At 66.1% G+C, this 13,625-nt stretch carries 11 protein-coding genes; 6 read left to right on the top strand and 5 right to left on the bottom strand.

Annotated elements, in window-relative coordinates:
- The first annotated feature begins 32 nt into the window (after window positions 1-32).
- Window positions 33-719 (top strand): hydrolase, encoded by a 687-nt coding sequence (locus ACSQ3S_RS21445; protein WP_176651523.1) that lies wholly within the window; start codon window positions 33-35, stop codon window positions 717-719.
- Between the two features lie 5 nt (window positions 720-724).
- On the opposite strand, the gene ACSQ3S_RS21440 is transcribed toward ACSQ3S_RS21445, so the two are convergent.
- The 4 genes from ACSQ3S_RS21440 to ACSQ3S_RS21425 all read right to left on the bottom strand — a co-directional run bounded on the left by ACSQ3S_RS21440 (window position 725) and on the right by ACSQ3S_RS21425 (window position 4,167).
- On the bottom strand, window positions 725-1,348 hold the full coding sequence (locus ACSQ3S_RS21440) for a response regulator (protein ID WP_176651522.1): 624 nt from the start codon (window positions 1,346-1,348) through the stop codon (window positions 725-727).
- The gene (locus ACSQ3S_RS21435; protein ID WP_436143692.1) at window positions 1,290-2,144 is read right to left on the bottom strand and encodes a sensor histidine kinase; all 855 of its coding nucleotides are present in this window, start codon (window positions 2,142-2,144) and stop codon (window positions 1,290-1,292) included. The genes ACSQ3S_RS21440 and ACSQ3S_RS21435 overlap by 59 nt, the downstream gene beginning before the upstream one ends.
- 118 nt (window positions 2,145-2,262) lie before the next feature.
- Window positions 2,263-3,126 (bottom strand): alpha/beta fold hydrolase, encoded by an 864-nt coding sequence (locus ACSQ3S_RS21430; RefSeq protein ID WP_218087772.1) that lies wholly within the window; start codon window positions 3,124-3,126, stop codon window positions 2,263-2,265.
- A 72-nt stretch (window positions 3,127-3,198) separates the two neighbouring features.
- Window positions 3,199-4,167, bottom strand: a complete 969-nt coding sequence (locus ACSQ3S_RS21425) for an MBL fold metallo-hydrolase (RefSeq protein WP_436143691.1) — start codon at window positions 4,165-4,167, stop codon at window positions 3,199-3,201.
- Between the two features lie 307 nt (window positions 4,168-4,474).
- On the opposite strand from ACSQ3S_RS21425, the gene ACSQ3S_RS21420 reads away from it, so the two are divergent.
- From ACSQ3S_RS21420 to ACSQ3S_RS21400, 5 genes are all read left to right on the top strand, one after another.
- Window positions 4,475-4,981: a gluconokinase gene (locus ACSQ3S_RS21420; protein WP_436143690.1), complete on the top strand. Its 507-nt coding sequence runs from the start codon at window positions 4,475-4,477 to the stop codon at window positions 4,979-4,981.
- A 120-nt stretch (window positions 4,982-5,101) separates the two neighbouring features.
- The gene (locus ACSQ3S_RS21415) at window positions 5,102-8,089 is read left to right on the top strand and encodes a TonB-dependent receptor domain-containing protein (protein WP_436143689.1); all 2,988 of its coding nucleotides are present in this window, start codon (window positions 5,102-5,104) and stop codon (window positions 8,087-8,089) included.
- Window positions 8,090-8,101: 12 nt separating this feature from the next.
- A complete protein-coding gene (locus ACSQ3S_RS21410) occupies window positions 8,102-9,472 on the top strand; it encodes a gluconate:H+ symporter (protein ID WP_436143688.1) in 1,371 nt (456 codons plus the stop codon).
- A gap of 3 nt (window positions 9,473-9,475) precedes the next feature.
- On the top strand, window positions 9,476-12,538 hold the full coding sequence (locus ACSQ3S_RS21405) for a glycosyl hydrolase family 28-related protein (protein WP_436143687.1): 3,063 nt from the start codon (window positions 9,476-9,478) through the stop codon (window positions 12,536-12,538).
- Window positions 12,528-13,406, top strand: a complete 879-nt coding sequence (locus ACSQ3S_RS21400) for an alpha/beta hydrolase (protein WP_436143686.1) — start codon at window positions 12,528-12,530, stop codon at window positions 13,404-13,406. The genes ACSQ3S_RS21405 and ACSQ3S_RS21400 overlap by 11 nt, the downstream gene beginning before the upstream one ends.
- Before the next feature lies 1 nt (window position 13,407).
- On the opposite strand, the gene ACSQ3S_RS21395 is transcribed toward ACSQ3S_RS21400, so the two are convergent.
- Window positions 13,408-13,584, bottom strand: coding sequence for a DUF3606 domain-containing protein (locus ACSQ3S_RS21395; protein ID WP_436143685.1), 177 nt, complete (start codon window positions 13,582-13,584; stop codon window positions 13,408-13,410).
- Window positions 13,585-13,625: the final 41 nt, after the last annotated feature.

The raw sequence follows: 13,625 nt of genomic DNA, 5'->3' as shown, positions 1-13,625 counted from the left end.
GTCCTCACCCTTAACCAAGAATGGAAGCCATCATGATGAACCCGAAATTAGAAGTATTGACGCCCACCAATTGCCAGCTGATCTTCATCGACCAGCAGCCGCAAATGGCGTTCGGCGTGCAATCGATGGACCGCCAGGCGTTGAAAAACAATACCGTGGCGCTGGCCAAGGCCGCCAAGGTGTTCAATATCCCGACCACCATCACCACCGTCGAAACGGAAGCGTTCTCCGGCCACACCTATCCGGAATTGCTGGACGTATTCCCTGGCAAGCCCATCCTGGAACGCTCGTCGATGAACTCGTGGGACGACCAGAAAGTGCGCGACGCGCTGGCCGCCAACGGCAAGAAGAAAGTCATCGTCTCCGGCCTGTGGACGGAAGTCTGCAACAACAGCTTCGCACTGTGCGCGATGCTCGAAGGCGGCTATGAAATCTACATGGTGGCCGACGCTTCCGGCGGCACCTCGAAGGAAGCCCACGACTACGCGATGCAGCGCATGATCCAGGCCGGCGTGGTGCCGGTGACCTGGCAGCAGGTAATGCTGGAATGGCAGCGCGACTGGGCCCACCGCGACAGCTACGATGCCGTGATGGCCATCGTGCGCGAGCACTCCGGCGCCTACGGCATGGGTGTCGATTATGCGTACACGATGGTGCACAAGGCGCCGCAGCGCATCACCGGCAGCCACGAGACGCTGGCGCCCGTGCCCGCCAAGTAAGCTCGCTAGAACACGCCAAGCAAACCGCGCCTGGCCGCCACCGTGGCGGCCTCGGTGCGGCTTGCCACGTTGAGCTTGGCCAAAATATTATTGACGTGGAATTTCACCGTACCCACCTCGATGTCGGCGCTGCGGGCGATCATCTTGTTGCTCTTGCCGGTGGCCATGTGGGCCAGGATCTCCAGCTCGCGCCTGGACAGGCGGCTGGTTTCGCGCCGTTGCGCCAGCTTGGCGGCCACGTCCGGCGGCAGGAAGGTGCGGCCGCCCGCCACGGTGCGTATGCAGGCCGACAACTGCGCGAAGCCGCTGTCCTTGAGCAGGTAGGCGCGGGCGCCGGCGCGCAGGCCGCGATGCACATCCTCGTCGCCCTGGTAGGTGGTGAGGATGATGATGTTGGCGTCGGCGTCGATCTGGCGCATCCGCTCTATGGCCTCGACGCCGTTCATTTCCGGCATGCCCAGGTCCATGACGACCACTTGCGGCCGCTGCTGTTCGAACAGCGCCACGGCCTGCACGCCGTTGGCGGCGCGGCCGACCAGCCGGCATTCCGGCATGGTGTTGATGAGCGTCTCAAGGCCGGCAAGTATCAGCGGATGATCGTCGGCGATCAGGATGGAGATGGTGTCCATGGTGGAGTTCCTTGTGGTGGGGCGGCAGGCTGACATGGAAGGCGGTGCCGTGCGGCTGGCGCGAAGCGCTCCAGATACGGCCGCCGTGCGCGCCGACGATGGCGCGGCAGATGCCCAGGCCGATGCCGATGCCGCCGGGCTTGGTGGAAAACAGCGGCTCGAACAGCCGCCCGGCGATATGGGCGGGGATGCCGGCGCCGTTGTCCTCGACGCTGATGCGCAGCGTGCCCGAGTCGTCGGCCAGCGCGGTGCGCACCAGCAGCAGGCGCGCGCGCTCGACGCCGCTCATGGCGTGGATCGCGTTGAGGATCAGGTTCATCATCACCTGCTGCAGCTGCACGCGGTCGGCATGCAGCTGCAAGGCGTGGCCATGGCCGAGGCCGAACTGCGTGCGGACCTCGACGCGGTGCTTGTGCAGCTCGCCGCGCAGCAGCCGCAGCACTTCAAGCACGGCCTCGTCCAGCGCGAACAGCGAGGGGGATGCGGGAGCGTTGGCGGCCATGCCGCGTATGCTGCGCAGCACGCCGCCGGCGGCGGCGCCGGCGTGCATCACCATCTTGAAGGCGTCGCAGGCGCTTTCCGTCCGCTGTTGTTCCAGGTGGTGCAGGCCGGCTTCGGCGTTCAGCATCATGGCGGCCAGCGGCTGGCTGACCTCGTGCGCCAGCGAGGCGGCAAATTCGCCCATCGCGGTGATGCGCGCCAGCCGCGCCAGTTCCTGCTCGGCCATCCGCAGCCTGTGTTCCAGTTGCGCGTTGCGCCGCGCCAGGACATCGATGAGCGGTAATTCGGAGGACATGTCGCTTCTTGGTGTAGAGAGGATGCAGCTATTATGCTGCGCCGCGACACCCGCGCGCTTATACGAAAGGGGCCGGACGGCTCTGGCTTAGCGGCCGGTTCCGGCACCCCCGAAAGAGTTACGCCTTCAGGAAAGCCAGCAGGTCGGCGTTCAGCTTGTCCTTGTGGGTGGTCGGCAGGCCGTGCGGCGCGCCTTCATACACCAGCAGCGTGGCGTTCTTGACCAGCTTGGCCGAGGCCCTGGCCGACGCGTCGATCGGCACGATCTGGTCGTCGTCGCCATGCACGATCAGGGTCGGCACGTCGATCTTTTTCAGGTCTTCGGTGAAGTCGGTTTCCGAGAACTGCTTGATGCAGTCGTAGGCGTTCTTGATGCCGCACTGCATGCCCTGGGCCCAGAACGTGTCGCGCACGCCTTGCGATTCCTTGGCGCCCGGGCGGTTGTAGCCGTAAAACGGCGTGGTCAGGTCCTTGAAGAATTGCGAGCGGTCGGCCAGCACGGCGGAGCGGATGCCGTCAAACACCGACATCGGCAGCCCGTTCGGGTTGGATGCGGACTTGACCATCTGCGGCGGCACGGCGCCGACCAGCACCGCCTTGGCCACGCGCGAGGTGCCGTGGCGGCCGATGTAGCGCGCCACCTCGCCGCCGCCGGTCGAATGGCCGACCAGCGTGGCGCCTTGCAGGTCCAGCGCTTCGATCAGCGTGGCCAGGTCGTCGGCGTAGGTGTCCATGTCGTTGCCGTTCCATGGCTGGCTCGACAGGCCGTGGCCGCGGCGGTCGTGGGCGATGACGCGGTAGCCCTGGCTGGCCAGGAACATCATCTGGTCTTCCCAGGCGTCGCCCTGCAGCGGCCAGCCGTGGCTGAACACGACCGGGGCGCCGCTGCCCCAGTCCTTGAAGTGGATGCGGGTGCCGTCGCTGGTGATGACGCTGTCGATCGACAGTTGCGGTTTGCTTTGGTTGAGGCTGGTATCCGGCATGGCGGTGCTCCTTGCGTTGGTTGGGAGAGACCAGTGTAGGCAGCGGCGCAATCGTGCGCTCCTGCCAAAAGATCAGGGCGGGCTAAAGGGAGAGGGCGCGCTGTCGTAGTTTAGCGGCAGCCACTGATAGCCGGCGCCCGCGTGAGCAATGTGGCCGAGTCCGGGGAAGGCGATGTGCGCCGCGCCGACCAGCATGTGCATGCCGGCCGCCATCTCCAGCAATTGCCAGCGGGTGGCGCTTGCGTCGGCTTCGCTGCTGTCGTATTTGACGGTGGCCTGCGGATGCGGCAGCTGGATCGCCGACACGTGGACGATGTCGCCCCAGACCAGCAACTGTTGTCCGCGGCTGCTCACCAGGTACATTGCGTGGCCCGGCGTGTGGCCCGGACCGGCCAGCGCTTCGATGCCCGGCTCCAGCGGACCGTAGGCCTTGAACGGCTGGAAGCGCCGGCTGGCCTGGTAGGGCGCCGCCGCCGCGACCGCGCTGTCGAAAAAGCTGGCCAGGAAGGCCGGCGCGGACGCCTTGCCGGCCGGCGCCAGCCAGTAGTCGGCCTCGGCCTGCGACAGCCGCACCACGGCGTTGGCAAACACCGGCGCGCCTTGTGCCGCGATGCCGCCCGCGTGGTCCTTGTGCAGATGGGTGATCAGCACTTCGTCGACCTGCTCGGGCCGGTAGCCCGCCGCGCGCAGGTGGTCCACCAGCTTGCCGCAGCAATCGCCATACAGCTGACCGGCGCCGGCATCGATCAGGATCAGCTTGCTGCCGGTGTTGACCAGGAAGGCATTGATCGAGCCTTGCACTGGCTGGCGCAGTTCGGCCTGGTCCAGGTCCGAGGCGATTTGCGCCGGCGCGATATGGGTCATCACGCTGTCGATGGGGAAGGCGTGCGTGCCGTCGGACAGCGCGGTGATTTCAAAGTCGCCCAGCATCATGCGGTAAAAGCCGGGCGCCTGCGTGCGCACCTGCGGCGCGGCGGCGTGCGCCAGTGTCGATGCGGCCAGCAGCAGGATGGCCGGCAGGCGGGACAGAAGTAAGGTCATGGCAGTGCTCCGGTAGCGATGTGCCGATGCTATCGCAGTGGCGGCCCCGCAACACCTGTCTTTAGTCCAGTCGGCCCCATGCTGCGCCGCCATAGCCCGCCGCCAGCCGGATATGGATCTGGTGGCCGGCCTTCTTATGCTGCATCGCAGTATCAATACTTCTTTACAAATTTTCCCATTGGTCTAAAGTCACTAAAAATGATAACGCTATCTTTGCGTTGTGACCATCGCGTAGAAGTCGGGCGCGATTTATTTAAAACAATAATGTTAGCGCTAACTTAACGTTGGCCATGCCTTGGAGAGCTGGATGGAAAGTACCCGCTGGGTAGTGATGGGTGTCAGTGGCTGCGGCAAGAGCACCGTAGGGCAGGCGCTGGCCGGCGCACTTGGCGTACCCTATATCGAGGGCGACCAGTTCCACCCGCCGGCCAACGTGGCCAAGATGTCCGCCGGCGTCGCCCTGGACGATGCCGACCGCCACGATTGGCTGCAGGCCCTGGCCGGGCAGATCCACAGCGCGCGGCTGCTGAACACCGGCCTGGTGCTGGGCTGCTCGGCGCTGAAGCGCAAATACCGCGACCAGCTGCGCGCGGCCGACCCGGCGCTGCGCTTCGCCCACCTGAGCGGCGCGCGCGAACTGATCGCCGACCGCATGCAGGCGCGTGTCGGTCATTACATGCCGCTGTCGCTGCTGGACAGCCAGTTGCATGTCCTGGAACCGCTGCAGCAGGACGAGGCCGGCATCACGCTGGACATCGCCGATGCGCCGGAAACGCTGGTGCGTCATATCCTCGCCGGCAAGATCGGTAATTGAAAGTGCCCGAATACCGTCTGGCTTGACGGGGCCGGGCAGCGTTGCAAGCAGTGCGTAGCGGAGCCGTCAGAAATTCCGCACGTTGACCCTTACCTCATAAAAATATAGCAGGAGACTACAATGCGTACACGTAACACAATCATGAGCCTGGCCGTGGCCAGCGCTTGCTGCTGGATCGCCATGCCGGCCCACGCGCAGCAAGCCGCAACAGCAGCCCCTGCCGCCCCGGGCGACCAGACCCCGCCCAACGCGGATGCCAATGCCGCCCCAGATGCCAACGCCGCGCCGGTGCAGACCGTGGTGACCGTATCCGGCTCCCGGATCGCCTCGCGCGGCTTCACCCAGCCGACGCCGACCACCGTGCTGAACGCCGACGACCTGGCCAAGAACGCCCAGCCCAACATCTTCAACACCATCGCCGAGCTGCCGGCGCTGCAGGGCAGCACCGGCCGCACCACCAGCACCAACAGCACCTCCAGCGGCATCCAGGGCCTGAGCTCGCTGAGCCTGCGCGGCCTGGGCCCGATCCGCACGCTGACCCTGCTGGACGGCCAGCGTGTGGTGGGCGCCAACGTCACCGGCGTGACCGACGTCAGCCAGTTCCCGCAACTGCTGGTCAAGCGCGTCGACGTGGTCACCGGCGGCGCCTCGGCGTCCTACGGTTCGGACGCGATCGGCGGCGTGGTCAACTTCGTCACCGACAAGAAATTCGAAGGCTTCAAGGCCAACGTCGAAGGCGGCCAGACCACCTACCACGACGACCGCAACGGCACCGTGCAGGCGGCCTGGGGCAAGGCCTTCATGGACGACCGCCTGCACGTCGCAGTCAGCGGCGAGTTCGGCCGCGAGAAAGGCATCGATTCGCCGGGCTTCGGCGAAGTCGGCCCCAACGGCCGCACCTGGTACAAGAACACCGCCTACCAGATCCGTCCGCTGGCCCAGACCAACGACGGCAAGCCGCAATACACCGTCATCGATCATGCTCAGCAATACCAGTACGCCAAGTACGGCCTGATCACCAACGGCCCGCTGCAGGGCACGGCCTTCGGCCCCGGCGGCGTGCCGTACCAGTTCAACTACGGTGGCGGCGGCAAGCCGACCGGCACCGGCGCGGTGACCGGCTGCGTCAACCCGTTCTGCGTCGGCGGCGACCTGAGCGGCAGCGTGGGCGCCGGCACCAACCTGGCGATGGACCTGAAGCGCCAGGTGGCGTACACCCGCGTCGGCTTCGACATCAATCCCGACCACGAGATCTACCTGACCACCAACTTCGGCAAGGTCGAATCGGTGTTCTCGCCGAACCCTGGCGCGGCCAAGAACGCCAACCTGACGATACAGTGCGACAACCCGTTCCTGCCGGCGTCCATCGTGGCCGCCTGCGCCGCCAACAAGATCACCAGCTTCCAGTACGGCACGGCCAACGCCGAATTCCCGCGCAACATCAACGTCCACCCGACCCGCCAGATGGAACGCGTGGTGGTGGGCGCCGAGGGCCGCTTCCAGCTGGCCGGCAAGGAATGGTCGTATGACGCCTACGCCGAATATGGCCAGAACAAGACCGACATCATCGTCCACGACATCTCGCTCAATGCGCGCTACAACGCCGCCATCGACGCGGTGCGCGGCCCGAACGGCACCATCGTCTGCCGCAACCCGGTGGCGGCGGCTTCCGGCTGCGTGCCGCTGAACATCATCGGCGACGTGCCGGCCGATCCGGCGGCAATGGCCTACATCGAACCGGCCAACGGTCCGCAGCAGCACACCAAGCAAACGCAGCAGGTCGCCAGCTTCAATCTGCACGGCGAACCGTTTGAATCGTGGGCCGGCCCGATCGCCGTGGCGACCGGCGCCGAGTACCGCCGCGAACACTACAGCGTGACCGGCGACCCATACGGCAACGGCGTCTCCGCCGACAGCCCGAACACGGCGGCCTATCCGGCCGACCCGCTGCTGAACACGGCGGTCGGCAACAACTGGTACGCCGGCAACTACCACAATGCCTCGGGCACCTACGACGTCAAGGAAGCCTACGTCGAGCTGAACGTTCCGATGCTGAAGTCCGCCACCTTCGGCGAGGCCAACCTGAACGTGGCCGACCGCCGCACCAAGTACAGCACCTCCGGCAGCGTGGAAAGCTGGAAGATCGGCGGCAGCTGGAAGACCCCGGTCGACGGCCTGAGCTTCCGCGCCGTGACCTCGAAAGACGTGCGCGCACCGAACTTGAGCGAACTGTATGCGGCCGCCGTGGTGGTCAACAACGTGGTCAGCTACCAGGGCAACACCATCACGGTCCAGCAGCGCACGGTCGGCAACACCAATCTGCGCCCCGAGATCGCCCGCAACACCGTGTTCGGCGCGGTGCTGAACCAGCCGAAGTGGCTGCCCGGCTTCAGCGCCTCGGTCGATTACTTCGACATCAAGGTCAACGGCGTGATCTCGACCTTGTCGGCGCAGCAGGAAGTCGACCTGTGCGTGGCCGGCAACAAGGAAATCTGCTCGGCGATGGTACTCAACAGTGCCAGCACCACCAACAACTACGTGACGGTGCAGGCGTTCAACCTGGCGTCGCTGCGCAACAAGGGCTACGACATCGAGGCGGCCTACCGCATGAACCTGAAGGACTTCGGCCTGCCTGGCCGCCTGACCTTCCGCGCGCTGGCCACCCGCACCATCAGCTTCCTGACCGATCCCGGCGTGGTGGGCACGATCCCGTCCGAAGGCGCCGGCAACAACCTGGGCGGCACGCCTAAGTGGAAGGGCCTGGCCTCGCAAGCGTGGGACACCGACAAGTACGGGCTGATGCTGACCGAACGCTGGATCAGCAAAGGCGTCTACAGCAACGAGTTCATCGAGTGCCAGACCAACTGCCCGGTCTCGACCACGATCCACCCGACCATCTTCAACAACCAGATGAAGGGCGCCTTCTACGTCGACCTCGGCGGCACCTACAAGGTCAATGCGAAGACCACCGCCTACTTCAAGATCGACAACATCGGCAACGTCGATCCGGCCGCGGCGCCACAGGCCAACCTGAGCTTCGCCATCAACCCGACGCTGTACGACGTGCTCGGCCGCGTGTACCGCGCCGGCGTGCGTTACAGCTTCTAAGCCGTCCGGGTGATGACTACTATGATTAGTCCGTTGGCGTCGTTCTTCGGAATGACGCCCGCCGCGTGGAGCATGCTGGCCGTGGCCTTGTCGGTCGGACTGCTGACCTTGATGATCGCCTGGGGTAAGGTACAGCCGCTGCTGGCGTTCGTGGTGGCGGCGCTGGTCGCGGCGCTGCTGCTGGGCATGCCGCTGGACGCCATTCACAAGTCCATCGACAAGGGCATAGGCGACCTGCTCGGTTCGCTGATCGTGATCGTCTGCCTGGGCGCCGTGTTCGGCAAGCTGATCGCCGACAGCGGCGCGGCCCAGCGCATCGCCAGCTATCTGATCGGCGTGTTCGGCTCGGCCCGCATGCCGGTGGCGCTGACCTTGACCGGCTTCGTGGCCGGCATACCGCTGTACTACAACGTCGGCTTCGTGCTGCTGGTGCCGCTGGTGTTCTCGCTGGTGTACCAGAGCGGACGGCCGGCGGTGGCGCTGGCCATTCCGCTGCTGGCCGGGCTGTCGATCGCCCACGGCTTCCTGCCGCCGCACCCGTCGCCGACGGCGCTGGTGGCGCAGTTCCATGCCGACATGGGACGCACGCTGTTCTACGGCCTGATCGTCGCCGTGCCGACCCTGATCATCGCCGGGCCGGTGTTCGCGATGAGCCTGAAACGCATCCATAGCGAGCCGGCGCCGCTGTTCCGCACCGGCCTGCGCGACGAGGCCGAACTGCCTGGCGTGTTCAACAGCTTCGCCACCGCGCTGCTGCCGGTGTGGCTGCTGGCCGCCGCCACCGCGCTGACGCTGGTGCCGGTGGACAGCCCGCTGCTGAAGTCGCTGATCGCCTTCCTGGCCAATCCGATGATCGTCATGCTGATCGCGCTGGCCGCCGCCGTGGTCACGCTGGGGCTGGCGCGCGGCCAGAGTTTGCCCAAGCTGATGGCCGGCGCCCAGGATGCGCTGCGCGACATCGCGCCCATCCTGCTGGTGATCGCCGGCGCCGGCGCGCTGAAGCAGGTGCTGGTCGATTCCGGCGTCAGCACCGAACTGGGCAAGCAGCTCGGCAGCCTGCCGGTGCCGCCGCTGGTGCTGGGCTGGCTGGTGGCGACGCTGATCCGCGTGTGTCTGGGCTCGGCCACCGTGGCCGGCCTGACGGCGGCCGGCATCGTCGCGCCGGTGGTGCAGTCGTCCGGCATCGATCCGAGTTTGATGGTGCTGGCGATCGGCGCCGGCAGCTTGATGTGCAGCCACGTGAACGATTCCGGCTTCTGGATGTTCAAGGAATACTTCGGCCTGTCGCTGAAGGACACCTTCCGCTCGTGGACTTTGATGGAGACGCTGGTCGGCGTCTTCGGACTGATTTTCGTGTTGCTCCTCTCCGCCTTGATTGGATAACAAATGATGAAACTCCCAATGACCCGCGCGCTCGTTGCCGCGGTCGCCGTTCTGTGCGCGCCGCTTGCTGTGCAAGCCGCGTCGATCTCCGCCTACCAGACCATGCCGGACGACCCGCGCGCCGTGAAAGTAAAGGCCAAGGGCGACGGCGTGGCCGACGACACCGACGCCATCCAGCAGGCCGTCACCAGCGCCGCCAACAAAGGCGAGGGCGGCGTGGTGTTCCTGCCATCGGGCCGGTACCGCATTTCTCGCTCAATTTTGGTACCGCTATCAGTGCGCCTGTACGGCGTCGGCCCGACGCGGCCGGTGTTCGTGCTCGGCGCGCGCACGCCGGGTTTCCAGAAGGGCGTCGGCAACATGATCGTGTTCACCGGCGGCGACCAGTACACGGTGGGCAAGGTGCCGGTACCGGTGGCCAGCGCCGTGCCGTTCAGCGACAAGGTGCGCGACGCCAACTCGTCGACGTTTTATTCGGCGCTGAGCAACGTCGATTTCGAGATCGGCGACGGCAATCCGGCTGCTGCGGCGGTGCGCCTGCGCACGGCGCAGCACTCCTACCTGAGCCATATCGACTTCCATATCGGCTCCGGCCTGGCCGGCATCTACCAGGTCGGCAACGAGAGCTTCGACCTGAAATTCTACGGCGGCCGTTACGGCATCCTGTCCGAGAAGACGTCGCCGGCATGGCAGTACACGCTGATGGACTCGACCTTCGAAGGCCAGCGCGACGCCGCCATCCGCGAGCATGAGGCGGGGCTCACGCTGATCAACACCAGCATCCGCAACACGCCGGTCGGCATCGAGATCGACCGCGGCTACGGCGACTGGTTGTGGGGCAAGGACGTGCGCTTCGAGAATGTGTCGAAGGCGGCGGTGGTCATCAGCAACGAGGGCAACGTCTACACGCAGGTCGGCTTCGACCACGCCGTGGCCCGCAACACGCCGGTGTTCGCGCGCTTCCGCGACAGCGGCAAGACCATCGCCGGCACGGGTTCTACCTACGCGGTCAGGGAATTCAGCTACGGCCTGGCGCTGCCCGGCCTGGGCAGCACCGGGCAGTTCGCCACCAGCATCAAGATGGAACCGTTGAAAGCCTTGCCGGCCGCGCCGCGCCAGGTCATGCGCACGCTGCCGCCAAGTACCGAATGGGCCAACGTGCGCAGCTTCGGCGCCGTCGGCGACGGCGTGGCCGACGACACGGCGGCGATCCAGAAGGCCATCGACAGCAAGCGCGTGGTGTATCTGCCGCTGGGCTTCTACGTCGTTAACGACACCATCCGCATGAAGCCGGACACGGTGCTCATCGGCCTGCATCCGGGCCTGACGCAGCTGGTGCTGCCGAACGGCTCGCCGCTGTACGCCGGCGTCGATGGCCCGAAAGCGCTGCTGGAAAGCGCCAAGGGCGGCGACGCCATCGTCACCGGCTTCGGCCTGGCCACCGGCGAAGTCAACCCGCGCGCGACGGCGCTGCTGTGGAAGGCTGGCGCCGATTCGCTGGTCGACGACATCCGCATCCAGGGCGGCCACGGCACGCGCCTGTATGACGGCACGCGCCGCGACCCTTACCAGAAGCGGGCCGACTTCGATCCGACCGCACACTGGGACCGCCAGTACCCGAGCATCTGGGTGACCGACGGCGGTGGCGGCACCTTCGTCGCCTGCTGGACGCCGAGCACCTTCGCGCAGGCGGGCTTCTACGTGTCGAACACCAAGACGCCGGGCAAGGTGTACGAACTGTCGGCCGAACACCACATCCGCGCCGAGATCGTGCTGGACGGCGTGGAGAACTGGGAATTCCTGGCGCCGCAAACCGAGGAGGAAGTGCGCGACGGGATGGACTCGGTGTCGCTGGAGATCCGCAATTCGAAGAATCTGCTGTTCGCCAACTACCATGCCTACCGCGTCACGCGTTCGATCAAGCCTGCGCCGTCGGCGGTCAAGCTGAGTAATTCCAGCGGCATCCGCTTCCGCAACGTGCACGTCAACGGCGAGAGCGGCTACGCCACCTGCGACGACAACGGCTGCGACACCTATCTGCGCGTTACCAAGTACCCGTATGAGAACGCCATGCAGGACGTCACGCACAAGCTGGAAGTGCGCGAACGCGAGTTCGCTTCGCTGGATATCGGCGCCTCCGGTCCCGCCGCCGCCGCCGCGCCAGCCCTGGCTGGAGCAGGCGTCGGCGCCGGCGTCAAGGTCGACAAGCTCGAAGGCGATTTCTATTCGATCGCCGGTGCGGCGGTCGACGCCAAGGGCAAGCTCTATTTCGTGGACCGCCGCTTCCAGCGCATCTACAGCTGGTCCAAGGCCGACGGCATGATGGTGGTGCGCGACGCGCCGCTGGATGCGATCAACCTGGCCTTCGACAAGAGCGGCGCGCTGATGGTGCTGTCCTCGCACGGTCCCGAAGGCACGGTCTACTCGTTCCACCCGGACCAGCCGGCCGGCCCGCTGACGCTGATCAAGCCGACGCCGGTCACCGCCCACGCTGGCGCACGCACCGTGGTACCGGTCAACTTCTGGCAGAACGGCGAGTTCCGCGACCAGTTGAACCCTGACACCTACGAGTTCACCACGCTGGCCGAGATGTTCGCCCGCGACGTGGCGTTGCCGAAGAAGCGCGAGTACGTGTCGCCGGACGGCAGCCTGGTGATGCCGGCCTACCGCGTGTTCCAGCAAGGCCCGGCCAATCACCTCGGCTACCGCTTCTCCGACACGCTCGACACGCATGGCCTGGTGGCGGCCGGCGCCAACGGCCGCGTGGTGTTCACCAACGGCTCCGAGAACCGCACCTTCAGCGGTGTGATCGGGCAGGGCGGCGGCATCGGCGACTTGAAACAGGTCGCCAACCGGGGCGGCGAAAGCGTGGCCGTGGACAAGGCCGGCAACGTCTACGTGGCCAACGGCCAGGTATTCGTCTACGCGCCGGACGGCAAGGAGATCGGCCGCATCGATGTGCCGGAACGTCCGCTGCAATTGATCTTCGGCGGTGACGGCGATGGTACGCTGTTCATGCTGACTCACCATACCCTTTACGCCGCGGGAGGCTTCAATGGGCATTAACAAATTCGGCTTGGCGCTCTTGCTGTTGTGCGCGCAGGCGGGCGCGCAGCAGACCGTTCAACTGTGGCCCAACGGCGCGCCGGGGTCGGAGAAGCGCCACAACGAGCCGGAGACGGTGCAGAACACCTACGTCAGCAATATCCACGATCCGTCGCTGACCGTGGTCAAGGCCGATCCGCGCCACGCCAACGGCGCCGCCGTGATCGTGGTGCCGGGCGGCGGCCATCGCATGCTGGTGTGGAACAACGAGGGGCTGGTGGCGGCCAAGTCGCTGAACCGTTCCGGCGTCACCGCCTTCGTGCTGAAGTACCGGCTGGCGCGCGACCAGGGGTCGAGCTACAGCATCGAGAACGATGCGGCGGCCGACCTGCGGCGCGCGGTGCGCTGGGTGAGGGCGCATGCGGCGGAGTACAAGATCGATCCGAACCGGCTCGGCATCATGGGCTTCTCGGCCGGCGGCGAGCTGGTGTCGCTGGTGGCCGACAATCCGGCGCCGGCAGGCACGGCGGACGCCATCGACAAACTGAGCGCCCGGCCGGACTTCCAGGTGCTGGTCTATCCCGGCCCGCTGGGCGTGCCGGCCAAGGCCGTGCAGAACGCGCCGCCGGCCTTCATCGTCGCGGGATCGGTGGACAAGTGCTGCGCGCCGCCGGCCATAGCCCTGTATCAGCAGCTGGTGGCGGCGGGCGTGTCGGCCGAGCTGCACATGTATGCGGAGACCGACCACGCCTTCAACATGGGCCAGCGTTCGGAGCGGCTGTCCGACGTGCACTGGCCGGACCGCCTGGCCGACTGGCTGGCCGACAGCGGCTGGCTGATACCGCACGGCGGCCAGGCGCCGCAGGGCGTGCCGTCGCCGGCGCAATAAGTTACTGTTCGAAGCGCTTGCGGATTTCGCCGACGTTGCGGCCCACCTCGCGCACCACCTCGATCAGCTTGGACGGCGGCACGTCGAACTCCCTTGCCCAGAAGCGGACTTCCGGCGCATGCTGCGGATTGATGGTGCGGAGGCTGCGGTAATCTGAGGTCTTGGTCTGGGCTTGCATGATGGTATTTAAAAAAGAGTGCTTTAGTGCCATCATGCTGC

Source organism: Duganella sp. LjRoot269, from assembly GCF_964254095.1.
Lineage (GTDB): Bacteria > Pseudomonadota > Gammaproteobacteria > Burkholderiales > Burkholderiaceae_D > Rugamonas > Rugamonas hordei.
Note: the sequence above shows the minus strand (reverse complement) of the source record. Positions and strands in the feature narration are given on the sequence as shown.